The 24,145-nt window shown below is 69.0% G+C and carries 18 protein-coding genes and 1 pseudogene; 7 read left to right on the top strand and 12 right to left on the bottom strand.

Going from position 1 to position 24,145, the window contains the following annotated elements:
- The coding region (locus GXY85_05840) for an aspartate ammonia-lyase (protein ID NLW50350.1) at window positions 1–1,058 on the bottom strand (1,058 nt) is incomplete at its 3' end.
- Between the two features lie 168 nt (window positions 1,059–1,226).
- Between GXY85_05840 and GXY85_05835 the strand changes: the two genes are divergently transcribed.
- From GXY85_05835 to GXY85_05825, 3 genes are read left to right on the top strand one after another with little or no spacing between them, the layout of a single operon-like run.
- A complete protein-coding gene (locus GXY85_05835) occupies window positions 1,227–3,218 on the top strand; it encodes a hypothetical protein (GenBank protein NLW50349.1) in 1,992 nt (663 codons plus the stop codon).
- A 7-nt stretch (window positions 3,219–3,225) separates the two neighbouring features.
- Window positions 3,226–4,377 carry a hypothetical protein gene (locus tag GXY85_05830; protein ID NLW50348.1) on the top strand — a complete coding sequence of 384 codons (1,152 nt, stop codon included), beginning with the start codon at window positions 3,226–3,228 and terminating at the stop codon, window positions 4,375–4,377.
- A 17-nt stretch (window positions 4,378–4,394) separates the two neighbouring features.
- Window positions 4,395–4,952 (top strand): zinc ribbon domain-containing protein, encoded by a 558-nt coding sequence (locus tag GXY85_05825; GenBank protein NLW50347.1) that lies wholly within the window; start codon window positions 4,395–4,397, stop codon window positions 4,950–4,952.
- Between the two features lie 7 nt (window positions 4,953–4,959).
- On the opposite strand, the gene GXY85_05820 is transcribed toward GXY85_05825, so the two are convergent.
- The 9 genes and pseudogenes from GXY85_05820 to GXY85_05780 form a co-directional block, all read right to left on the bottom strand.
- Window positions 4,960–5,853: a phosphoribosylaminoimidazolesuccinocarboxamide synthase gene (locus GXY85_05820; GenBank protein ID NLW50346.1), complete on the bottom strand. Its 894-nt coding sequence runs from the start codon at window positions 5,851–5,853 to the stop codon at window positions 4,960–4,962.
- 171 nt (window positions 5,854–6,024) lie between these two features.
- A pseudogene (gyrA, locus tag GXY85_05815) lies at window positions 6,025–8,448 on the bottom strand (DNA gyrase subunit A).
- 30 nt (window positions 8,449–8,478) lie between these two features.
- A complete protein-coding gene (locus GXY85_05810) occupies window positions 8,479–9,465 on the bottom strand; it encodes a hypothetical protein (GenBank protein NLW50345.1) in 987 nt (328 codons plus the stop codon).
- A gap of 64 nt (window positions 9,466–9,529) precedes the next feature.
- Window positions 9,530–12,004, bottom strand: coding sequence for a DNA topoisomerase (ATP-hydrolyzing) subunit B (gyrB, locus tag GXY85_05805; protein NLW50344.1), 2,475 nt, complete (start codon window positions 12,002–12,004; stop codon window positions 9,530–9,532).
- 18 nt (window positions 12,005–12,022) lie between these two features.
- Window positions 12,023–12,373, bottom strand: coding sequence for a DUF721 domain-containing protein (locus GXY85_05800; GenBank protein ID NLW50343.1), 351 nt, complete (start codon window positions 12,371–12,373; stop codon window positions 12,023–12,025).
- On the bottom strand, window positions 12,370–13,479 hold the full coding sequence (gene dnaN, locus GXY85_05795) for a DNA polymerase III subunit beta (GenBank protein ID NLW50342.1): 1,110 nt from the start codon (window positions 13,477–13,479) through the stop codon (window positions 12,370–12,372). Before dnaN ends, GXY85_05800 begins: the two co-directional genes overlap by 4 nt.
- Before the next feature lie 626 nt (window positions 13,480–14,105).
- Window positions 14,106–15,440: a DUF1015 domain-containing protein gene (locus GXY85_05790; protein NLW50341.1), complete on the bottom strand. Its 1,335-nt coding sequence runs from the start codon at window positions 15,438–15,440 to the stop codon at window positions 14,106–14,108.
- A gap of 87 nt (window positions 15,441–15,527) precedes the next feature.
- Window positions 15,528–16,883: a hypothetical protein gene (locus GXY85_05785; GenBank protein ID NLW50340.1), complete on the bottom strand. Its 1,356-nt coding sequence runs from the start codon at window positions 16,881–16,883 to the stop codon at window positions 15,528–15,530.
- The gene (locus tag GXY85_05780) at window positions 16,880–17,869 is read right to left on the bottom strand and encodes a tRNA 4-thiouridine(8) synthase ThiI (GenBank protein ID NLW50339.1); all 990 of its coding nucleotides are present in this window, start codon (window positions 17,867–17,869) and stop codon (window positions 16,880–16,882) included. Before GXY85_05780 ends, GXY85_05785 begins: the two co-directional genes overlap by 4 nt.
- Window positions 17,870–18,134: 265 nt before the next feature.
- Here GXY85_05780 and GXY85_05775 point away from each other — a divergent pair, with 265 nt between their 5' ends.
- From GXY85_05775 to GXY85_05765, 3 genes are read left to right on the top strand one after another with little or no spacing between them, the layout of a single operon-like run.
- Window positions 18,135–18,887, top strand: coding sequence for a thiazole biosynthesis protein (locus tag GXY85_05775; protein ID NLW50338.1), 753 nt, complete (start codon window positions 18,135–18,137; stop codon window positions 18,885–18,887).
- 36 nt (window positions 18,888–18,923) lie between these two features.
- Entirely contained in the window at window positions 18,924–19,265 is a 342-nt protein-coding gene (locus GXY85_05770; protein ID NLW50337.1) for an aspartate 1-decarboxylase, read from the top strand.
- 32 nt (window positions 19,266–19,297) lie between these two features.
- The gene (locus tag GXY85_05765; protein NLW50336.1) at window positions 19,298–19,954 is read left to right on the top strand and encodes a YggS family pyridoxal phosphate-dependent enzyme; all 657 of its coding nucleotides are present in this window, start codon (window positions 19,298–19,300) and stop codon (window positions 19,952–19,954) included.
- A gap of 3 nt (window positions 19,955–19,957) precedes the next feature.
- Here GXY85_05765 and GXY85_05760 read toward each other — a convergent pair whose 3' ends face one another.
- Together GXY85_05760 and GXY85_05755 are read right to left on the bottom strand one after the other, a co-directional pair.
- Window positions 19,958–20,797, bottom strand: coding sequence for a rod shape-determining protein MreC (locus GXY85_05760; protein NLW50335.1), 840 nt, complete (start codon window positions 20,795–20,797; stop codon window positions 19,958–19,960).
- A gap of 55 nt (window positions 20,798–20,852) precedes the next feature.
- On the bottom strand, window positions 20,853–22,775 hold the full coding sequence (locus GXY85_05755) for a phosphoenolpyruvate carboxykinase (GTP) (protein NLW50334.1): 1,923 nt from the start codon (window positions 22,773–22,775) through the stop codon (window positions 20,853–20,855).
- A gap of 465 nt (window positions 22,776–23,240) precedes the next feature.
- On the opposite strand from GXY85_05755, the gene prmC reads away from it, so the two are divergent.
- On the top strand, window positions 23,241–24,143 hold the full coding sequence (gene prmC / locus GXY85_05750; GenBank protein ID NLW50333.1) for a peptide chain release factor N(5)-glutamine methyltransferase: 903 nt from the start codon (window positions 23,241–23,243) through the stop codon (window positions 24,141–24,143).
- Window positions 24,144–24,145: the final 2 nt, after the last annotated feature.

Below are 24,145 nucleotides of genomic sequence, written 5' to 3'. Positions count from 1 at the left end.
TGGTCGAGCGCCGCCTGGCAGCCGGCGTGCAGCCCTGTGGCCTTCAGGCAAAGCTGGATGGCGTGCTCCGGCATGACCGGATTGACCTTGCCGGGCATGGCCGAGGAGCCGGGCTGCATGGCCGGCAGGCGGATCTCGCCCAGGCCGGCCTCCGGGCCGGAACTCAGCAGCCGCAGGTCGCGACACACCTTCACCAACCCGCGCGCCAGCACGTTGAGTTCGCTGGAGACGCGCACGAGGTCGTCGATGTTCTGGGCCGCATCGAAGAGGTTGTCGCTGCGCACGTAGCACGGGTCGCCGGTGATCTCCCGCAAGGCAGGCACGACGGCCTCCGCGTAGCCGCCTGGCACATCGTCCAGGCGGCCGACGATGGACCCGCCCAGGTTCACCGCGTGGAGGGCGTCCACGGCGGCGGCGGCGTGCGCCCACCCGCGCCGCAGCAGGGCCGCGTAGCCGCCCAGCAGGTCCCCGAAGTCGACCGCCACGGCGTCCTGCAGGCACGTGCGCGCGATGCGCGGTCGGCCGCTCAGTTGTGCGGCCCGCACGCCCATCGATTCGACCAGCGCGCGCAGGTCGGGCTCGATCTCGGGCCAGCGCAGGAGAATGGCCAGATGGCAGGCAGTGGGGTAGACGTCGTTGGTGGACTGGTGGCGGTTGACGTGCTCGATCGGGTGCACGATCCGGTACTCGCCGCGCCGCCCCCCAAGGCGTTCCTCCGCCAGGTTGGCGATCACCTCGTTGGCGTTCATGTTCGCGGACGTGCCGCCGCCGCCGTGCAGGTGGTGGATGGGGAACTGGTTGTAGAGTTCACGGTCGAACACGTCGCCGCCGGCCGCAACGATGGCGTCGGCCAGGCGCGCATCCAGGCAGCCGGCCCGGCCGTTGGCCATCGCTGCAGCCTGCTTGACCAGGACGAGGGCGCGCACGACGTGCGGGAACTCGCCGAGCGAGCGCTGCCCGCGCAGGGGGAAGTTCACGACCGCCCGCCGAGTCTGCGCGCCGTAGAGGGCATCCGCCGGCACAAGCACCGTGCCCAGCATGTCATGCTCCGTACGCATCCCGCCGGCCGCATCCCGCATGAAGGAACTCCATCCAGAGGCCTTCGAGCGATTGACACTGTACCGGCTCGGGCGGGGCACGTCAATAACGGCAGGCCGATAGCATCGCGGGGGCCGGCGCGGTATGATGGCGCATGTTGCGCTGAGGAGCGCTTGGAAGGGGCTGCCATGAGACTCTCGCGCGAGAACATCCGCCGCAACGCCGCCCGCCTGGAACCCGCCCTCCGGAAGGGCGAACAGTTCCGCACCATCGCCCCGGACGCCGAGGTCGCCGACCGGGCCGTGCGCGGGCAGGTCCGCTTCCGCCAGGCCACCATCGAGGCGTGGACGGACGTCGGCCGACGGGACATCGACTGGAGTGCGCCCGAACACGCTCACCAGGAATGGCCCGCCCAGTTGAACCGCTTCATGCAACTCGCGCCGCTCGCAGCGGCCTACCTTGCCACCGGCGACGAGGGGTACGCCGGGGCCGCCCGCGATTACATCCTCGACTGGATCCGTGCGCATCCGTCCCGCCCGGACTGGTCTTTGGCGCCTTACGACAACACGCTGAACCTGTGCATCCGGACGCTCCACTGGTTCACCGCGCTCCCCGCGTTCCTGGACAGCCCGGCGTTCGACGACGACGCCGCCGACGCCATGCTGGAGTCCCTCCAGGCCCAGTACGGCTACCTGACCGCGCACCTCTCGTCGCGCATGAACTGGCGCATCGCCCAGGCGGACTCGCTGCTCACGAACGGCGTGCGGCTGGACGGCCTGGAAGGCGCCGAGCGCTGGCGCACGCTCGGCGTGCACGTGCTCAACGACGCCTATCACCGCCAGATCCTGCCCGACGGCGCCCACATGGAGCGCAATCCCGGCTATCACCTGTGGATGACGGCCGTCTTCGAACACTGCTGGCGCATGGCGCGCACGCTGCCCGAGCTGGGGCTCGTGATGCAGGCGGAGCCCGTCGCCAGGATGCACGACTACGCAGTGGCCGTCACGCGGCCCAACGGGGCGCTCAACGCCATGCACGACTGCGTCGGCCGTCGCACGGGCTCGGAGCCGAACGCGCCGAGGGAGCGGCGGGCGGAGTTCCGCCGCGAGGCCGGGCTGCCCGACGAGCTTCCTCCGACCTCGCAGCTCTTCCCACATGCCGGTCAGGCCTTCCTGCGGGACGCATGGGACGAAGACGCCACCTACGTGACGTTCGACGCCACCGCGTGGGGCCTCGCCCACTGCCATCTCAGCCGCAACGCGATCCAGTTGCACGCCGGCCGCCGGTCGCTCATCGTCGACCCCGGCTACCTGAGCTACGAGGCGAGCGATCCGTTCTGCGCGCACGGCAAGTCCACGCGCGCGCACAGCACGATCAACCTGAACGGGTGGAATCAGTCCGAGACAGATCCCCGGAGCCGCTTCGAGTCGCTCCCCGGGTATGATCTCGCCGTCTCGCGGTACGACGGCGGCTACTGGACGGGGCAGCACACGTGGGGCTTCCGACCGAGCCACGGCGAGGGCGTCTATGCCTGGCATCACCGCACGATGCTGTGGGTGCGCGGGCGCGGGATCTTCGTGCTCGATCAGGTCTGGCATGACTACGGGGAGCGGCCCGTCTTCCTGGAGTCGAACTGGCAGCTCAGCGAAGGCCCCGTGGAAGTCGATCACGAAGGCGGGTGGGCGCGGACGTGCCATCCCGACTCCAACGTGCTCCTGCTCTTCCCGAAGAGGCCGGCCGGCATCGCGCTCCACGTGCATGAAGGAGAGAAGGATCCGATCCGCGGTTGGCTCCCGGCCGAAGGCGGCTGCGTGCCGGCGCCGCAGCTCTGCCAGTGTCTCGATCCGTTTCCCGCCGGCTGGACGGACCTGGCCACGGTGCTGCTGCCGTTCCGGGGAGAGCGCGCGCCGGAAGTTCAGGCGGAGGCGGAGTCCAGGGGCGGCGCCAGCCGGCTCCTCCTCCGGCGCGACGACGGCTCGTCGGACGAGATCCACTGGACGGGCTGCCTCGGCACGGCCCTTGACCTGCGGGATGATTTCGAGACCGACGCTTCGATGGTTCACATCATGCGAGACCCCGCCGGGCGGCCGGTTCGCGCGTTAGTGGTCGACGGCACGTTCATCCGCCCCTATGCGCCGGCGGCACGGCCGGCGCCGCAGTGCTTCACCCTCAGCTTCTGAGAACCGAATGCGCAGCATCCGAGAGGCCCACGACGCGCTGGCGATCCGGCGGACGATCGAGCCGGTCGGGCGGGAGGAATACCTCGACCACATGACCTTCCAGGCGCTGATCCCGCCGATGCTGACGGAGATCTTCGGCCCGCTGCCGGGGCTGAAGCAGGAGTGGGCGGCCCAGGGCGCCACGCCGGAGGAACTTGACTTCTCCGCGTTCCGCTACCGCACGGCCGTCAGCTCCCTCGTGGACGTCAACACGGCCTGGGTCGGCGACATCAAGGAAGTGATCCTGGAGGAGACCGATGAGTACGTGATCGCCCGCGACTACATGGGGTGCCGCGTGAAGCTCTGCAAGGACGCCGCATCCCTGCCGCTGCCGCTCGAATACCCGGTCAAAAGCATGGAGGACTGGCTCCGGGTGAAGCCGCATTACGAGTTCTCCGAAGGGCGGTTCGGCCGCGACTGGGCGCGGCGCGCCCATGACGCGCGGGCGGCCGGCCACGTGGTCACGGTCTCGATCCCCGGCGGCTTCGCAGAACCCCGCCGCCTGATGGGCGACGAAGCGGTGTGCCTTGCGTATTATGAGCAGCCGGAACTCATCCACGACATGCTGCGCACGATGGGGGACACGGCCTACAAGGTCCTGGACCGCGTGTCGGCCACCGTGCCGGTCGACCAGCTGACGACCATGGAGGACATGGCGGGCAAGAGCGGCCCCCTGGCCGGCCCGCGGCAGGTCCAGGAGTTCATCGCGCCGTACTACCGCCGCATCTGGGACATGCTGCGCGACCGCGGCGCCCGCCTGTTCGACCAGGACTCCGACGGCAACATGAACGCCGTCATCCCGACCTTTCTGGACGCGGGCCTGAACATGATGCACCCGCTCGAACCTGCGGCCGGCATGGACGTCGTCCGCCTCCGGGCGCAATACGGCAAACGGCTCGCGTTCATGGGCGGGATCGACAAGCACGTGCTGCGCCGCAGCCGCGAGGAGATCGTCGCCGAGCTGGAATACAAGATCCCGCCGATGGTGCGCAGCGGCGGCTGCGTGCTGGCGCTGGACCATCGCGTGCCGAACGGCACGCCGCTGGCGAGCTACCGCTTCTACATCCGCACGGCCTGGGAGATCATGGAACGGGAGTGGGCCGCCGTGTGCGGCCGCTGAACGGCAGAGAGGGAACCATGGCATTGATCGTCTGCCCGGAATGCGGGCGCGGCGTCAGTGAGAAGGCCGTCACCTGTCCGCAGTGCGGCTATCCGCTCAAAGAGCCCGCCGCCCCGGCTCCCGTCGTCGCTGCATCCGGCCGGCGGCCCAAACGCGGGTGGGGCTTTGAATGGCGCACGAAGGCAGAGCTGCTCGGCCTTCCGCTGGTGCACGTGGCCATCGGACGGGACCCGCAGACGCTCAAGCTGCGGGTCGCCAAAGGCATCGTGGCCGTCGGCCAGTTTGGATTCGGGTTCGTGACGATCGCCCAGATCGGCGTCGGGCTTCTGTTCGGGTTCGGACAGGTGGTCGCCGGCCTGGCCGCCGTCGGGCAGGTTGCGCTGGGGGTGAGCTTCGGTCTGGGGCAGTTCGCGACCGGGACGACTGCGATCGGGCAGCTTGCCATCGGCACGTACGTGCTTGCGCAGGCCGGCGTGGGCAGGCACGTCTGGTCCGGCACCGTGCGCGACCCCGATGCCGTCGAGCACTTCACAGCCCTCTGGAGCGCGGTCAAGTCGCTCTTCGGGCTGGGGTGAGCCGGCCTCAGGCCTCCGGCGTGCGGCCGGTGAGCAGGCGGCAGGCTTCGAGGTACTTCTCGGCGGTTCTGCGCACGACCTCGTCCGGCAGCTCGGGGGAGGGCGGCTCGTGGTCCCATCCCGCCTCATCCAGCCAGTCGCGCACGTACTGCTTGTCGTAGGACGCCTGCGCACGCCCGGGCGCATAGAGATCGGCCGGCCAGAAGCGCGAGGAATCAGGCGTGAGCACTTCATCCGCCAGCGTCAGCTCTCCGTCCACGAAGCCCCATTCGAACTTCGTGTCGCTGATGATGATGCCTTGCCCGGCGGCGTAGTCGGAGGCCTCCAGGTAGACGCGGATGGACAGGTCCTTCAGGCGCCGGGCCAGGTCGGCGCCCACGCGCGACTCGACCTCGGCCATCGTCAGGGGCAGGTCATGGCCTGCGTCGGCCTTCGTGGTGGGGGTGAAGATGGGTTCCGGGAGCCGATCGCTCTCGCGCAGGCCGTCCGGCAGCGCGACGCCGCACACCGAGCCGCTCTCGCGGTAGGAGCGCCAGCCCGATCCGGACAGGTAGCCGCGCACGACGCACTCGACCGGCACGATGTCCGCGCGCCGGACCAGCATGCTGCGGCCGCGCAGCGAGGCGGCATGGGGCGCAACGGCCAGGCCCATCCGCCCGACGTCGGTCGTCACAAGGTGGTTGGGCGCCAGGTGGGCCAGGCGGCCCAGCCAGAACTCCGTCAGGTGGGTCAGCACCTTGCCCTTCCAGGGGATCGCCGTGCGTAGCACGACGTCGAAGCAACTGATGCGGTCCGTGGCGACGATCAGCAGGCGATCATCGACGGCGTAGATGTCGCGCACCTTGCCGCGACTGACCGGCTCGAGGCCCGGCAGGTCCGTGACTGCCAGGGTTTCGGGCATCTGCATGGAAAGCGCTCCTCAGGCAAGGGTTGCTCAGGCATCGAACTCCTGAGCGTCGGCATCCTCGGCGTCGTCGGCATCCGAGCCGCCATCCTCATCCTCGGCGGGCTCCGGCTCGGCCGGCGCGGGCTCCGGGACCTCGCCTGCGGTCTCGACCGTCTCCTCCTCGTCGTCGTCCGGCACGATGGCCGCCACGCTGCTGACCCGGTCGCCGGCGTCGGTCGTGATCATGCGCACGCCCTGCGTGTTGCGCCCGATGCAGCTGACGGACGCGGCCGGGATCCGCACGGTCTTCCCCTGTTCGGTGACCAGGATGAGCTGTTCGGTCTCGAACGTCTCGTGCACGGCCACGACCGCGCCGTTGCGGGCGGACACCTTGATGGCGATGACGCCCTGTCCGCCGCGGCGCTGGGAGGCGTATTCGGAGAAGTCCGTGCGCTTGCCGTATCCGTTCTCACTCACGGTCAGCAGGGCGGCGCCCTCGCACACGATGGCCAGTCCCACGACGCGGTCGCCCTTGCGCAGGCGGATGCCGCGCACGCCGGCGGCGGTGCGGCCCATCGGCCGCACGTCCTGCTCGTTGAACCGTATCGCGCGGCCCTTCTGCGTGCCGAGGATGATGTCCTGCTTGCCGTTGGTCTTGCGCACGCCGATGAGCTGGTCGCCCTCGGCCAGGCTCAGGGCGATGATGCCGCCGGAACCGCGCTTGCCGAAGGCGTCCAGCGGCGTCTTCTTCACAACGCCGGCCGAGGTGGCCATCAGCAGGTAGTAGTCCTCGTCGAACTCGCTGACGGGAATGACCCCCGTGACGCGCTCGCCTTCCTGAAGCGTCAGCACGTTGACGAGCGCCCGCCCGCGGGCGGTGCGCGGCATCTGCGGCAGCATGAACACCTTGAGCCAGTAGACCTGACCCAGGTTCGTGAAGAACAGCATGTAGTCATGCGTGCTGGCGGCAAAGGCGAACTCGATGAAGTCGTCGTCCTGGACGTCGGCCCCGATGACGCCCTTGCCGCCGCGGCCCTGGGCGCGGAACTCGTCGGGCCGCGTCCTCTTCACGTAGCCGCGATGGCTCACGGTGACGATCGTCTCCTCCTCCGCGATCAGGTCCTCGCGGCCGAAGATCTCCACCTCTCCGGAGATGTCCGTGCGGCGTTGGTCGCCGTAGGTGCGGTGGATGTCCGCCAGATCATCGCGGATGATGTCCTTGACCTTCTCGGGGTTGGCCAGGATGCTCCGGTATTCCTCGATCCGCGCCAGTTGCTCGGCGTGTTCCTGCTCGACCTTGAGGCGTTCCAGGCCCACCAGGCTGCGCAGCTGCATTGAGACGATGGCGTCGACCTGCCGGTCGGTCAACTGGAACCTGTCCTTGAGCCGCTGCCGGGCCTCGGCCACCTCGCGGCTGTCGCGGATGATGCGGATCACCTCGTCGATGTTGATGATGGCGATCCGGAGGCCCTCCAGGACGTGTGCGCGGTCCTCGGCCTTGCCCAGCAGGTTGGTCGTGCGGCGGCGGATGACCTCGGTGCGGTGCTCCAGGTAGAGCTGCATCGCCCGCTTGATGCCCAGCGTCTCCGGGTAGCCGTTGACGATGGCAATCAGGATGAGGCTGACGGTGCCCTGCAGGGGGGTGTAGCGGTAGAGCTGGTTGAGCACGACGTCGGCGTCGGCCTCGCGCTTCAGGTCGACGACGATGCGCGTGCCGCCCTTGTCGCTCTCGTTGCGGATGTCGCTGACGTCCTCGACGCGCCCCGCCTGCACGGCCTCGGCGATTCGGGTCACCAGGGAGTCGCGGTCCATGCGCCAGGCGGGATCGGTGAAGACGAGACGCCGCCGGCCGCCGCGGCCCTCCTCGAGGTGCGACCGCGAGCGCAGGACGAGCGTCCCCCGGCCCGTGCTGTAGCCGTCGTAGATGCCCTGCTGCCCGCAGATCGTCCCGCCGGTCGGGAAGTCGGGGCCGGGCATGATCTGCATGATCTCGCGCACGGTGATTCCGGGGTTGTCCATGACGGCCGTGATGGCGTCGCAGAGTTCGCGGATGTTGTGCGGCGGGATGCTCGTGGCCATGCCCACGGCGATGCCGGCCGCCCCGTTCGCCAGCAGGTTCGGGAAGCGCCCGGGGAGCACCGAGGGCTCCATGCGGGTGTTGTCGTAGTTCTCGACGAAGTCCACGGTGTCGAGGTTCAGGTCGGCCAGCATCTCGGCGCCGGCGCGGCTCAGCCGGGCCTCGGTGTAGCGCTGGGCCGCTGCGGGATCGCCGTCGAGCGATCCGAAGTTGCCCTGCCCCGAGATGAGCGGGTAGCGGAGCGTGAACGGCTGCGCGAGGCGCACGAGCGTGTCGTAGATGGCCGTCTCGCCGTGAGGATGGTAGTTGCCGTGGACGTCGCCGACGATCTTGCCGCACTTTCGCGTCTTGGACCGGGGACCGAGGTTCAGCTCGTCCATGCCCCGCAGGATGCGGCGCTGCACGGGCTTGAGCCCGTCGCGGGCGTCCGGCAGCGCCCGGCTGATGATGACGCTCATGGCGAACGTCAGATAGGCGTCCTTCATCTCCTGCTCGATGAGCAGTTCCTCGACCCGGCCCGCGTCCTTGGTCATATGATCACACGCTTCCGTCTGTCCGGACGGCTACGCGCCGTCGGTATGAAACAGGTTGCTCGCGGCGGCACAGCACACCGCCCACTGCACGTAACGCCCGTACTCCAGCGTGCCGACCACCGCCGGCACGCGATCGAACGCACCTCCCGACGCCGCCCGGTAGCCCTGCGGGAAGAACCCGTGCGGGCAGTGCGCCGCGATGTCCCGCAACAGCAGGCCCAGGTTCCGCTGCTGAGTCGGCAGGATGCGCGCGCCCAGATAGGCGTACCGCACGTCATCTTCACCGAACGTCACGATGTGCGCCTGGCCCGGCCGGCCCGAAAGCACCAGAGTCACCTGCGGCCGCGGCCGCACCGGTTGCGTCATGTATCGCGTCTCGGACTCCATCGTCGTCCACCGGATGCCGAGCCCGGCCGCCCGCCTGACGGGACGGTCCACCGTGACGGCCACCTGCTCGCGTTCGGGGAACCGCTTGCGCGTGCAGAGTCCCGCCACGACCTGCGACCACGCCACCGCCCGGATCTCGCCCCGGGCGTTCATCTGTATGTGCAGCGCATCGTCTTCGGCGCCGTCGATCCGCTCGATCGGCACCTCGACCATCTCGCCGGGCACGCGGGCCGCCGACAGCGCGAACGCCTCGACGCCCAACTCGCGCAGGGCGGCCACTAGGTCCCGGGCCCTGTCCAGGCCCAGTCCCTCGGCCAGAAGGCCCATGTTGCGGGCGGCGCGCCGCCGCGCGTCGATGCGCGACAGACCCGCGTACTGCTCGAGCAACGGCCCGGCCGTCAGCGGGTTGACCTTCTGCCCTTCCGGCAGACACACGAACGCCGGCCCGGACGGGTCGTCCTCCTGCGAGTGGCCGAAGGACCAACGCGTCCGCTCCGGCTCGGGCTCGGGCTCGGGCTCTGCCGGCCGGTCCGGGGCCAGAGACCCCGCGCAGACCGGGCAGACGGCCTTCCGGTCCCGGCGCCCCAGATACGAGCCGGCCAGGGGCGCTCCACAGTGCGGACACTCCATCTCCGCCTCCCGGATCCGAAGGGCCTGAAGGCCAGGCGCGCCGGCGGACGCGTGTCTGCTCATCCTATACGTCCAGGTTCCTCACCTCCAGGGCGTGCCGCTCGATGAACTCGCGCCGGGGCTTCACGTCCTTGCCGGCGAGGATGCTGAAGTAACGGTCGGCCGTCACGGCGTCGCCGATCGTCACCTGCACGGTGCGACGCGACTCGGGGTTGAGGGTCGTCTCGGCCAGTTCGGCGGCGTTCATCTCGCCCAGCCCCTTGTAACGCTGGATGTCCAGGCCTTCGCGGCCGAGTTCGCGCATTGCAGAGATGAGCGCCAGGAGCGACGAGACCCGGCGTTCGCTGCCGTTGGAGAGAACGCGGAAATCGGCGTCCTCGCCGTTCCCGTCGAACAGGCAGCGCCCGGATAGGCCGAGTGTGCGCAGCCGCTGAATCAGTTCTTCGACCCGTTCCGCCTCGTCAAAACGGAGGGGCCGGATGCTGTTGCGCTGCGGGCGTTCCGTCAGGTCGGCCGACGCGTCTTCCTCGATGATCTCCAAGTCCTCGCCGCGCTGCTCCAACTCCTCGTGGAGATGCCGGATGAACGCGTCGAACTCCTCTTCGGTGTAGAACAGGTGCTCGTGCTCGCGCCCGTCCGCGTCGACGCGCAGCACGCGATAGAGCGGGAACCGCCCGACCTGCCCGCCCATTCCATCGGCCAGACACCGCCGCACGTCCACGCCGTGGGAGGAGAGGCGCGACATCACCTGCTCCAGGTCGGCCAGTGTGTTGACAAACGTCGCCAGGTCCTCGGGTTCCAGATTCCCTTCGGTTCCGTCCGAGAGCCGGAACTGCAGGCGCGCTTCGCCGACACCGAGGTCCAGCAGGGTCTTCTGAAGGGTCCGGTCATCATACACGTACTGCTTCTTGCCCTTGCGCGTGATGCGGTAGAGCGGCGGCTGAGCGATGTAGAGGTTCCCGCGTTCGATCAGCGGCTGCATCTGCCGGAAGAAGAAGGTCAGCAGGAGCGTGCGGATGTGCGCGCCGTCGATGTCGGCGTCCGCCATGATGATGACCTTGCCGTAGCGGAGCTTCTCGACGCTGAAGTCGTCGTGTCCGATGCCCGTGCCGAGCGCGGTGATCAGCGTGCGGATCTCCAGGTTGCTCAGCATCTTGTCGATGCGCGCCTTCTCGACGTTCAGGATCACGCCGCGGAGGGGGAGGATGGCCTGGAAGCGGCGATCACGGCCCATGCTGGCCGTGCCGCCGGCGCTCTGGCCTTCCACGATGAACAGCTCGGTGCTGGCCACGTCGCGGCTGGAGCAGTCGCGCAGCTTGCCGGGCAGGTTGGCGCCCGAGAGGGCGCCCTTGCGCCGGGTCAGGTCCCGCGCCTTGCGGGCGGCCTCGCGCGCCTGGGCCGCCTCGGTCGCCTTGGAGACGACGGCGCGGGCGCATTCGGGATGCTCTTCGCAGTAGACGCCCAGCTTCTCGTTGACGAACTGCTCCACCAGGCCGCCGACCTCGCGGTTTCCGAGTTTGGTCTTGGTCTGGCCTTCGAACTGCGGCTCGGGCAACTGGATGCTGATGACGGCCGTGAGCCCCTCACGGTAGTCCTGCCCGGTCGGGGTGAGGTCCTTCAGCAGGTTGTGCTCCTTCGCGTAGTTGTTCATGGTGCGCGTCAGGGCGCTGCGCAGGCCGCTCAGGTGGGTTCCGCCCTCGACCGTGTTGATGTTGTTGGCGAAGGAGAACACGGTCTCCAGGTACGTGGCGTTGTACTGGAGCGCGATCTGACAGCCGATCCCGTCGCCCGCACCCTCGATGCAGATGACGTCGGCGTGGATCGGCTCCTTGCCCTCGTTCAGGTGCTCGACGAACTCCCGGATGCCGCCCTTGTACAGGAAGGTCTGCTCCTTCTCCTGCTCCTGATCGGAGAGGGTGATCGACACGCCGGCATTCAGGAAGGCGAGTTCGCGCAGGCGGCGCGCGATGATGTCCCAACGGAACTCGGTCGTCTGGAAGATCGTGCCGTCGGGCCGGAACCGCACGCGCGTGCCCCGCCGGTCGGTGCGGCCGCGGTTCTCCACAGGCGTCCTGGCCACGCCGCGTTCGTACCGCTGGTAGTGCACCTGGCCATGCACCCAGACCTCCGCCTCGAGCCATTCGCTCAGCGCGTTGACGCAGGAGACGCCGACCCCGTGCAGCCCGGCTGAGAACTTGTAGGAATCGTGGTCGAACTTGGCCCCGGCGTTGAGCATCGTCATCACGACTTCCAGGCCGGGCTTCCCGATCTCCGGGTGGATCTCGACGGGGATTCCGCCGCCGTTGTCCGTCACCGAAACGCTCCCGTCCGCGTGGATCCGCACGTGGATGGTGTCGCAGCGTCCCGCCAGGGCCTCGTCGATGCTGTTGGCGACGACTTCTTCCACCAGGTGGTGCAGTCCCCGCTCGGACGTGTCGCCGATGTACATGGCCGGCCGGACCCGCACGTGATCGATCCCGCCGAGCACGCGGATCTTGTTGGCCTGATATCCGTCATCCGCCAGTCTGTCTTCTGCCATGGGCTGATCCTGTGCCGTCTATCTGCCTTCGTCGCCGTCGCAACGCACGACGCCCAAACGGAACTCCAACCGGGCGATGTCGCGGCCGGCGTCCGTCGACTGCATACCTGCCAGCAGGCTGTCTTTGAGGAAGCCGTTGAGTTCATGGAGTAGGGCCGGCGAGCCTACGTCCACCACAAGCCGCCCGTCCTGGAATGCCTTCACACGGGTGTGCTCCGCCACCCCCGGTCCCACCAGATCGTTCCAGACCTTCACGAGCCGTCCGTAGCGACCCTTCTCGGCGAACTTCTTCCTGCGCAGAACCGCACGGACTACATCTCCGAACGACCGGGCCGTCTCCCGCGCATCCCACGGGGCGGGACCACTCATACCTCGGCCTCTTCCCGGACGACCGGGCTCAGAACGTAGGTGTAGTCCAGACCGCTTTTCAGAACGCAAGGCGAGCGATGGTCGTTGAAGCGCATCTTGACGACGTCCCGCTCCACGACGGACAGCATGTTCTGAAGGAACGCGGGGTTGAAGGAGATCGTGGCCTCCTCCCCGTCATAGTCGATCGGCAGCCGCACGTCCGCCCGACCGATGTCCGCCGATTCGGCACTGATGAGCAGCTCACCAGAGACGAACCGGAAGTCCACGACCCGCGCCTGCTCCGTCGTCAGGAAGAAGGCGCGTTTCACGGCGCTCAACATCTCCTTCACCGGGAGCTGCACCTTCACCTTCCCCTCCTCGGGGATGACTTCCCTGTAGTTGGGGAACTGACCGTCGACCAGTTGGCAGAACATCCGGCCCGCATCGTTCTCGGCGATGAACTGGTTCTCCGTCGCCGCAAACCGCACGGGCTCCCGGCCGTAATCCGCCATCCGCATCAGCAGTTCCAGCCCCCGCTTCATCACGATGAACTCGGTCTGGATGCCTTCGGGATTGCTGACCTTCTTCCTGACGTGTGCCAGTTGGGCACCGTCGGCCGCCACGACTTCCAGCCCCTCGTCCTTGCCGAGCACGAACAGGACGCCGTTCAGCGCGAACCGGCCGCGTTCCTCCGCCGCCGCAAACAACGTCCTCCGCACGGCGTACTTGAAAACCTCCGGATCGACCTCCACGACGCCTGTCGCGGGAAGCTCGGGCATGTCGGGGAAGTCCGTCGGATCCTCTCCCAGGATGCGGAATCTCCCGTCGTTCGTCTCGATGCGCACCGCCCCATCGTCTTCGACCATGGATACGTGCTCATCCGGAGTCGCGCCCAGGATGGGAGCCACGCGTGTTGGGGGCAGGAGAACCACGCCCGTCTCTTCGACGTGTGCGCCCGGAATCCTCAGGGCAATCCCGACTTCCAGGTCCGTGGCCGATAGCCACACGTCCTCAGAAGCCTGTAGTCGGACGTTCCGATAGACGGGCTGCTGGATGTTGGTGCTGACGATCGCGCCGACACGCTGGAACCCGTGGAAAAGCGCTTCCCGTTCGGCTACCAATTTCATCGCGCATTCTCCAGTAATGCGTGCGACAGGGCGGCTCCCGCGGAACCGTTTTGTGTTCTGAGTCGTCTACCTATAAAGACATTCACAACAACCACTAAGGGAACGGAGAACGAAGACAACGAAGGGGATTATTCCTAAGTTGCCTTCTGGTCATACCTTACGAAATCCGTGCCCGAGGGAGATGTTGACGAAAAACGGTTGAAATCCGGTCCGGGCGAAGCCGCATAAGCGTTGACTCCGGGCTTGGCCGTATCTGCCCGCGAAAACCGGCAGATGGGCAACAGTCAATCGGCTGCATTCCAACACGATTTCCACAGGTAACCGACCGGCTATCGACAGGATTTCAACACTCACCGTGCCCTGCACAAAGAACGGGTGAACCACCCCGCGTCTGCCTCCATTATACCCGAAACCCGATTGCGGCGTAAAGGCCGGAGAGGCGCATTTCTCGGGCAGAGAGGCGTCCAGGGTCGAGTGACGGGCCGCCCGTCCCGATCCCTGACTGCGGGGACGCACGTACCGAGCGGTCCGGGCCGGAGTCCGCGCGGTCCGTGGCCGGACACGGGGGGCAGATCGGAAGCCGGGAGTGAAGAAACCTGCCCCGGATTCGGCTGTCGGTCCCGCAGCTACAAGGGCGACAGGCTTGGCAGGCAATCAGCGTCATCGTGGGGATAGATCACGAATCCGGACGGGATCTTCGGCCAGAAGTAGGTCGACTTCTGGGGCATCCGGGCTCCGGCTCGGGCCACCTCTTCGACGGTCCGGGTCGAGATCGGAGGGAGCAGGAAGCCCACGTCGCTGCGGCCTCCCTCGACGCGCCAGTAGACCTGTTCCGGCTTCTGGGTGAAGCCCAGCTCGCCCGTGCGGATCGCCTCGGCGGGGGGGCGGCTCAGGAGGGGCTCGATCAGGAGGTTCTGCAGGATGGCCACGGGCAGGGCGCGCCAGACGGCCGGCTGGTCCGGGAACGACGCGGCGAGGGGATCCGCGAGGATCGGACGCAGCTTCAGGAACCGCGCCGGCGACAGATAGACGCCGATCCATCCCGCCTCGTCCGCGGCCTCGCGATAGGCCTCCAGCAGGCCTTCCGGGCCTCGGACGGCCACCTCTGCGACGAAGAAGTCCTCCCGGAGCTGCTCGAGGAACGCGCCCGCGTCGAAGGAGTCGCCGACCTTGACCAGGCGATGCGTGGGCTGGCTCACCAGGCCGCTGTTTCCGATCGAGACGGCGAAGAGGATGGTGAAGTCCTCCGGTGCCGTGCCGGGCGGGCCGTCGGCGCTCCGGTGTTCCCGGCTGTAGCGGAGGGCGGTCTCGTAGCGGTGGTGGCCGTCGGCGATCAGGAGCCGTTCCCCTGCCAGCAGCCCGGCCAGTCGGCCGATCACTGCCGGATCCTGTACTCGCCATATCCGATGGGCGACATCCGCCTCGTCTCGGAATTCGTAGAGGGGCAGCCCGTCGGTCGAGGCGGCGATCAGCGCGTCGGCCTGGCCGTCAGTGTCGGAGAAGATGCCGAAGACGGGGCTCGTGATCGCGCGGCATGCCGAGATCAGGCGATACCGGTCCATCTTGGGTCCGGAGAACGTGTTCTCGTGGGGCAGCACGCCGTCGCTCGAGTAGTCCTGCAGCAGCAGGGCGCAGAGGATGCCGGTGCGCACGTACTGGCGGTCGTCGGCCGTGAACGTCTGCTCGCTGATGTAGATGGACGGCTCTTCGTCGCGGATCAGAACGCCGGCGCGCCGCCAGGCGTTCAGGCACTCGGCCGCGGCTGCGTATTCGCCTTCCGGGCGGCCGCCCTCGGGTTCCCGCCCCAGGATGAGGCGGATCACGTTGTGGGGGTCCTGCTCCCGGAGCGCCCTGGCCTCCTGCGAATCGATCACGTCATAGGGCGGGGCCACGACGCGCGAGATGAAGGAGATCTCGTCGGGGTTGTAGCGGAGCGGCCGGAACGCGGCGAATCGAAACATGGCGTAAGACCTTTGCGCAAGGCTGCCGGGGAAGAAGACCGGGACGGCCCCATGATACGCGAATGAAGCGCTCGCCGCAACCGGCCGTCAGCCTTTCGCCGGCCTCCGGGCGAAGTACTTGAGCATCTCCAGGTTCGCGTGCGCCGTGAACCGGGCCGGGCCGGCGTAGTCGAAGGAATCGACCGACGCGGCCATCTGCTCCAGGGCCGCCGGCACCAGCTCAGCCGAATCGGATCCCGGCGCGGAGTGCTGCTGGGCGACGTGCTCCGCCAGCGGGGCATGGATGCGCATCACGAGGTCCTTGATCCTTGCGGCCAGGGCCAGGAGCGACTCGATCTCGTCCAGGAGGCGCGAGGGCACGTATCGGCGCGGGTCCAGCTCCCGCCGCAGCCGGCCCGCCCTGTGCCGGGCATAGTGGTATGCGCGCAGGAGCGCGGCCTCCTCCGCCCGGCTCAGCGGCGACTGCTTCCAGGCGCCGTCCGGCTCCCGTTTCTGGGCGCGCGCCGGCAGGGACTCCGCCCTGGCCAGGGCCGCACCGAACTCCGGGCCGAGGACGGCCTCGTCGGCACCGGGCGTCTCGAAGGCCGGATCCGACCGGCTCGCGATGGCCTCCTTGAGCAGCCTGATCGCCCGCTGGCGGTTGATCAGCCGGTAGACGGTCGCCCGCGAGCGGCCGAAGGTCTGCGCCAGTTCCTCGACGGGCCGGCCCTCCGCGTACCCGGCCAGCATCCTCGCGGCCACCTCGCCCGGGCGGGCCGGGCGCCTGGAGGTGTGCTCGAACACGCGTTCGTCCGGTCGTTCGCGGTCATGGCGCAGCAGGGCCAGGCGCACCGTCTCCGGGGCGCGTCCGATCTCCTCGGCGATCTCCGTGGCGACTCCGGTCAGGGTGACGTCGGCCCCGGCGGACGTGCGTTTCCGCGCCCGGCGGATGATCTCCGCCTGTTCGGACTCGGTCAGCCGCGAGAATCGGCCGGAGGAACTCACCAGCTCGGCGTTCCGTTCCAGGAATCGCGCCAGCACCGACTCCCGCACGCCCATCCGCGCCTGCCCATCCGGGAACCGGTAGTAGGCCGTCGGCAGCCCGCGCAGGCGCCACCTGCGCACGGTGCGCACGGACACGTTGCAGGACCGGGCCACGTCGGCCAGGGAGCAGACGGTCTCGTCGACCTCGGCGACGTCGGCCGGGACGCCGGCCGAGAGTTCGCGGAGCGTCGTCAGGAGGTCGGGAAGCAGTTCGCGTCCCGGGAAGCTCTCGCGGACGTCCTCGCGAGGGCGGTAGCGCGTGATGCGGTAGAAGAGGAAGTCGTACGGATACAGGCGATCGGGCTCGAGGCCCTCCACCAGCTCCTCGAGGCGCTGGACCTGCTGGCGGCGCACGCGTGCCGGGCCGCGTTCGAGCTGCCGGTGCAGTTGCCCGATGGTCTCGAAAGTGAACATGCTCACCCTGCCGGCTCCCTGCGGCCGGGCCGGCCGTCACCGGCCGCCGTCCGTGCATGCCCGGCGCGGGCCTCGTCGCGCGTGCGCGCGAGCACCTCGCACCCGGGCACGCCCGCAAACCGGCTGTAGCGTATCACAAGCGCCCCTGCCTGCTCCAGATCCGCCGCGCCGGCCGGCCCGAGCACGCAGGCCAGCGGCCCCGGCCGCCCGGCGAGTTCGACGATGAAGGACCCCTCCGGCGCATCGGCCAGAAGGGCCTCGTTGTCGGCATGGCTGCGGCCAATCAGGGCCGGGGCGCCGTCCGGCAACTCCACGAACCGCCCGAAGCGTGCGGCGCGCAGGTTCTCCGCCGTCAGGCGGCCCAGGGCGCGCAGCCGCAGGACGCGGCCGGCGTACTGCGGATCGGTCAGTTTGCAGCCTCCGGCAGGGGTGGGGTAGTCGCGAATGCCCCAGGCGGCGGCCAGCGCGATCTGGCGTTTGCGGCCGCGCCCCTGCAGGTCCAGCAGGTCGGCCCGGTCGATCAAGCCGCGTTCCTCCGGGATGGTGGGCGGCAGAAGCCGGCCCGAAAGGGGCCGCAGGACGAGCCCGCGCAGGCCGGCGCCCTTCTCCATCCGGGCGAATGCCTCGCGGTTCTGCGACATGGGGCGCTGCCCGAGCACTTCGCCGGTGGCGATGAAATCCGCGCCCTGCCGCCCGGCCTCCTCCCAGGCAAGCGCATACATCCGCTGCTTGCAGTCGAGGCACGGGTTGGCGTTCTTCCCCAGGCCGTAGTGCGGCTCGGCGACCAGGCGGATCACCTCCTCGGTCAGGTCGCGCACGACCACCGAGACGCCGGGCGGCGCCTCCGAGCCCTCCCGCAGGGGGAAGAACACGCTTTCGTGCTGGAGAAGGACGACGTCCACGCCGGCCCGGCGCAGCACTTCACAGGCCAGCCGGCTGTCGAGGCCGCCCGAGTAGAGGAGCACGGTTCTGGGGTCAGTTCCGTTGTCCACGAGGAGTCGTAAGTGTTTTCTATAGGATCAGATGCGTGCCGCGCGCGCCGCGCCGCGCCGCTCTCTGCCAGCATAGCAGACGTGGCAGGCATGCGCAAAGTCGGGCATCGGACGGCGGCGCGCCGGCCGGTCGAGGTCCGTCCGCCTCCCTGTGTCATGGACAGCCCGTCAACACGGGACTATAATGGCCCCGGCAGGCCCTCTGCCGGGCCGCCCCTGCCTTCAGGCCGGCATTCCGGCCGTTCTACTGCCAGGGAAGATCGAGATGAAGGAGATCGACATCACCAGGGCGATCCTGGAGACGTTCCACCGCAAGTTCACCCGTGTGCTCGAGAGCGACGCGATCGTCGTCGGTGCCGGGCCCGCCGGGCTGGCGGCCGCCTACCACATGGCCAGGGCGGGGCTGAAGGCCGTCGTGCTGGAGCGCAAGCTGTCCACCGGCGGCGGCATCTGGGGCGGCGGCATCGGGCAGAACGTCATCGTGGTCGACGAGCCCGAGCTGCTCGACGAGTTCGGCGTGCGCCATGAGAAGTGGAACGATCTGCACACCGCCGGCGCCGTCGAACTGGCCGCTGCACTCACACTGCGCGCCGAACAGGCGGGAGCCACCATCCTGAACCTGACGGAGGTCGAGGACATCGTCGTGAAGAACGACGTCGTCTGCGGTGTTGTCATCAACTCCACGCCGATCCGCATGGCCGGCCTCCACGTCGACCCCGTCTGCCTGGCCACGCGCAAGGTGGTGGATTCCTCGGGGCACCCGTCCGAGGTGGTCGAGATGCTGCGGCGCAAGCGGCCCGAGGCGCTGCCGCGGAGCATCGGAGAGGGCTTCATGGACGTCGAACCGGCCGAGAAGGGCGTGGTCGAGCGCGCCGGCGAGATCTTCCCCGGGCTCTACGTGGCGGGGATGTCCGTCTGTGCGACGCACGGGTTGCCGCGCATGGGCCCGATCTTCGGCGGCATGCTCAAGTCCGGCCGCCGTGTGGCCCAACTGGTCGTCGAGGCCCTGTCCGGCTGACGGCCGCCGCCTTCAGGAGCCGTGAAGGAGAGGTCAATGCGCTGGTTCCTGCGATCGAAGATCCACCGCGCCACGGTGACGGACGCGGACGTCGAGTACGTCGGCAGCATCGACCTGGACGCGGACCTTGTGGAACGCGCCGGGCTGATGGAGGGCGAGAAGGTGCTGGTGGCGGACCTGGACAACGGGGAACGCGTGGAGACCTACGTCATCGTCGGCGAGCGCGGCCTGGGCCGGGTCTGCATCAACGGTGCCGCCGCCCACCGCATCCGTAAGGGGCACCGGGTGATCGTGATGGGCTTCGAACTGGCCGAGGGGCCCGTCGAGGTCCGCAAGGTCCTGGTGGACGATCGGAACCGTTTCGTGCGCTTCATGTAGAGCCTCCTCCAGCGGGGTACGGGGTGACCACCATGGACGCCGCTGAGAACTACGGCCGCATCCGACGGTCGCTGCCCGAGGACGTGACGATCGTCGTCGCCGCCAAGGCGCGGACCGCCGCCGAGATGGCCGACGTGCTCGCCGCCGGCGCGCGCGTGATCGGGCACAACTACGTGCAGGAGGCCCAGGCCGCCCGCGCCGAACTGGGGCCGACGCCCGGCGTCGAATGGCACATGATCGGGCACCTGCAGCGCAACAAGGCGGGTCGGGCGCTGGAGACCTTCGACGTCTTCCAGAGCGTCGACTCGCTGCGGCTCGCCCGGGTCCTCAACGACCGGGCAAAGGGTCCCGTGCGGGTCTGCATCGAGGTCAACGTGGGGGGGGAGTCGAGCAAGACCGGTGCGCCCTACGATTCCGTGCCCGACCTGATTCGCAGCGTCGCCGCCCTGCCCAATCTGCGCATCGAGGGGCTCATGGCCATGGAGCCCTACTGCGAGGACCCCGAAGACGCCCGGCCCTACCTCCGTCGCGTGCGCGGGCTGTTCGAGCGGCTCTGCGGCGAATGCCCCCCGGGGGTGCGCATGGACGCGCTGTCCATGGGCATGACGCACTCCTACCGCGTGGCCGTGGAGGAGGGCGCCAACATGGTGCGGATCGGCACGGCCATCTTCGGTCCGAGGCGCGCCTGAGCGTCAGGCGTCGGGCACCAGGATCTGCACCGTTTCCAGGCGCTCCAGGCGGGCGCGCGGCTCGGCGGCCACCTCCAGGAAGAGCGGGCGGAGGCGGTCCGGCGCGAGCGTCTGCACGGTGGCGACCGGCACGCCGTCCGGGAGGACCAGCAGGCTGTCCGGATCGTGTCGTCGCGCGCTTGTGACCAGCACGTCTCCGACTCCCAGGAACCCGTGGCGGTCCACCCAGTCCACGTTGCACAGGGGGGCGCCGGTGCCCTGGAGCACGAAGACGTCCTGCCCCGTGGCCGCCCGGCAGGGGAGGGCGCTGCCGGGGTCGGTGATGAGCCGCACGCGACACTGGCGGGGGCCGGCCTCGGTGACCACGCCGACCAGCGCGCCCTGGGCGACGGCCGCCATGCCCGGGCCGACTCCGTCCCGGGCGCCGGCGCGCACCGAGACCGTCTGGCGCATGGGGGAGGTGTCGTAGGCGCTGATGCGCGCGCTGACGGCATGGAACGGAAGGTCGACGACGGTCAGCGTGCCCACGGCGTCCAGTTCGCGTCGGGCGCGGGCCACTGCGTCGGCCAGGACGAGGACCTCGTTGCCCAGGCGGGCGACCTCGGCCGCGAGCGCCCGCTCCCGGTCGCGCTGCAGGAACATGTCCGTCAACGTGCCGGTGGCGGCCAGGGCGTCCCCGGTTGCCTGAAAGGCGGCGGTCTCGACCGGTCCGACCGCCTCGTTGAACAGCGTCCGGGCGGGCGCCGTCAGCCGGGCGGGCATCAGGAACACGAACGCGGCCGCGCCGAGGCAGATCACCAGTGTCCGGAGGCGCTGCCAACCTCTGCCGGACGGCTGTGCCATGGTCATCCCCCCGCGTGCGGGCCTGCGGGGACAGAGGCCCCGCCCGGGGATATGTCTATCCGACGCCCGCGGGTGGATGCAAGGGGGGTGCCGAGGAGCAGAGGTCGAACGGAGAGATCCGGTCGCCGAACCGGGCCTGCGCTTCCTCCAGGCGGCGGCGCTGTTCCCGGAGCGTGCGGGCCACGGCCGCCGGGGCGCCGGGCACGTGGTCGCGGTAGAATGCCTCGACCCGGTCGAGCCGTGCCAGGTTCTCGGGCACGGGGATCGTGAACTGGCGGACGTAGTCGTCCCGCGAGTAGTCGGCCTGGAGCACATCCCTGAAGAGCCGTGCCAGATCGTCGTAGCGGGGCAGCCAGCCGGTGGGGCCCCGCACAGCGTCCGCCTCGCCGTGCACGCGCAGTTCCATCCACTTGAGCCAGACGGCCTTGTCGCGCAGCCCGTTGAGGAACCGGCCGTCGGTGTCGCGCAGGAAGTAGTTGACCCCGAAGATCGGAGGGGGGCACCGGAGCTTGTCGCCGAAGCTCAGGTTGTTGGCGATGTAGCGGCCGAGGGGGATGGACACGAAGTCCTGAATGCTCATCAGGTTGACCTCGACACGTCCCTCCTGGCCGATGACGGCGAAGGTCGTCTCGGTCTCCAGGGCTCCGCCGCAGGTGACGATGCCGTGTGCCCAGTCGAAGCTCTGGCGGACGGGCACCGGGCATCGGGCGGCTCGTCCTCCGTAGATGATGCCGCCGACGGGCACTCCGTCGGGGTTGTCCAGTTCCGGGTCGACGTTGGCCACCGCTTTCAGGGCGACCGTGTAACGGGCGTTCTTGTGGGCGAGGGGTACTTCCTTGCCATCTGGGCCCTTCTTCCCCACCTGCCATTCGCCGCTGTAGTTGACTCCGTCGCGCGGCATCTCGACGTCCGCGCCCATCTCCAGCCAGTAGGGACGGCCGTCCTTGACGAGCACGTTGGAGAAGATGACCTCGCCCGGCGTTGTGAGCACCTCGTGGATGGCCGGGTCGTTCCTGGGGTTGACGCTCTGGATGATGCCGAAGATGCCGCTCTCGGCGTTGACGGCGCGGGCACGGCCGTCGAAGTCGCGCAGGTAGGCGATGTCGTCGCCGACGATCGTCTCGCCGGGGAGCATGGCGGTGGACGTCTTGCCGCAGGCGCTGGGGAAGGCGCCGGTGAAGTAGGTCTTGCGTCCGCCCGGCCCGTGCACGCCCATCAGGAACATGTGCTCGGCCAGCCAGCCCTCGCGCTCGGCCTTGCGGATGGTCAGGCGCAGGGCCAGCTTCTTCAGGCCGACGGTGTTGCCGGCGTACTGCGTGTTGACGCTGTAGATGGCATCGGCCGTGTAGTCGATGTAGATGCGCTTCTTGTCCGGCTCGCTGCTGGTCATGCGCTCGTCGAGCCTGCCGGCCGAATGCAGGATGCGGAAGAAGTCGGCCCGGTCGCCGGTCCGGCGGAACTCCTCGTACCCCGTCCGGTAGAGCAGGTCCTCGCTGTGGGCGACGTAGAAGCTGTCCGTGCACTGCACGCAGGGGATGCTGAAGGGGGAGTTCGTGGGCCCCAGGCAGAGGAAGCGGACCACCATCTCGCGCCCGTGCATCGAGCCCTTCAGGAAGCCGCGCACCTCGCTCAGACCCTTCCCGCGTTCGACCTGGTTGAGCGCCTCGCTGAGCGTCTCCGTCTCCGGCACGAGGTAGCGCGTGACCTCCCGGTCCCGGCCCTGATCGAAGTAACCGTCGAAGTGGACTGTGTGGCCCTCGATCCTCAGCGGGGTCTCTTCGGCCCGTTCGACGGCCTGACGCCGCACGTAGGCGATGTCTTCGGGGCGGTCGGTGCATACGAATACAGAGTCGGGCTCGCACAGCTCGATGGCGTCCGCCACGAACTCGTGGAGGGTGGGGTTGGGCAGCGCGGTGAGCCGTTGGAGGTGGTCGGCCGGCAGTCGGGCGCGCAACAGCTCTGTGCGGGTGTTCTTCATCCGGGTCTCCCGGGATCGGTTCCTCGGGCCTCGGCGGTGCAGGCCGTCCGGCGTCGCGTACAGCAGCCCCACCTGGCATGGATGGATCTGCGCGAACTGCCGTGGCCGGCACGCCGGTTCGGTCCGGGCCGTCCCTCAGCGTACCATCATAGGTGAAACGCCTCACCTGCGGTTCTGCAGCGAGGCAGCCGTACGGCTTTTTTCGGCCGGAATTGGCCCAGTCGTGTGGGGAGATTGTAAGGGATAATGGCGCCACGTCAAGGTAAAACGCCCCCGCGGTCCGTTTCGCGGGCGGGCCGGGCATTCATTTCCGGGTCGCCGCGCCAGATTCCGGTGCGGGTCTCAAGGGCTCTGAGGGCCGATCTGGGCCTTCAGAGCGGTTTGGGGCGGCGCTTCTTTACTTCGGTCATGGCTGGGCGCATACAATCCGATGGGTTTCTGTCGGGTGCGGCACCGGAGCGGGCGATGGCGATGACGGCGCAGAGCGGCAAGCAGACGTGGACCATACTGCGGCTCCTGGAGTGGACCACCAAGCACTTCCGCGCTGCCGGCATCTGCAATCCCCGCCTCAATGCGGAGGTGCTGCTCGGGCACGTGCTCGGCGTGGACCGGATCATGCTCTACGCCCGTTTTGAGCGCGTTCCGGGCGAGGAGGACCGGGCACGGTTCCGGGAGCTGGTGCGCCGGCGCGCGGCCCGGGAGCCACTGCAGTATCTGACGGGCCGGTGCGAGTTCTACGGACGCCCGTTCGAGGTGACCCCCGCCGTCATGGTCCCGCGGGCGGAGACCGAGCTGCTGGTTGATGCCTGCCTGAAGCGTCTGCCGGCCGGCGCGTGCCGGGCCGCCGACGTGTGCACGGGCAGCGGCGTGGTTGCCGTCACCCTGGCGGCCGAGCGTCCCGACCTGCACGTCGCCGCCACGGATTCGAGCGCCGACGCCCTGGCGGTGGCCGGGCGGAACGCCGCCGCCCTGGGCGTCTCCGAGCGCGTGGCGTTCGGCCGGGGCGATCTGGCCGAGCCACTGTCCGAGCTGCTCCCGTGCGGCCGGAGCACCGTGGACCTGCTGGCCGCCAATCCGCCCTATGTCTGCTCGGCGGACATCGAAACGGTGGCGCCGGAAGTGCGGGATCACGAACCGCGCGCGGCCCTCGACGGCGGGCCGGACGGGCTGGACGTCATCCGAAGACTCGTGCCGGCGGGCGCGGCCGTGCTCCCGTCCGGCGGCTGGCTCATCCTGGAACTGGGCGAGGGGCAGGCGCCCGCGGTGGCCGCCCTGGCCGCCCTCACCGGGGCATTCCGAATGGAGACCGTGGAGACGGTTTCCGACACGGCGGGATGCGAACGCGTCTTCTGCGTGTGCAAACGATAGGG

It is taken from the genome of Candidatus Brocadiaceae bacterium (genome assembly GCA_012728835.1).
GTDB lineage: Bacteria > Planctomycetota > Brocadiia > SM23-32 > SM23-32 > JAAYEJ01.
The sequence above is the reverse complement of the archived record's forward strand: the minus strand, read 5'-3'. Positions and strand labels throughout refer to the sequence as shown.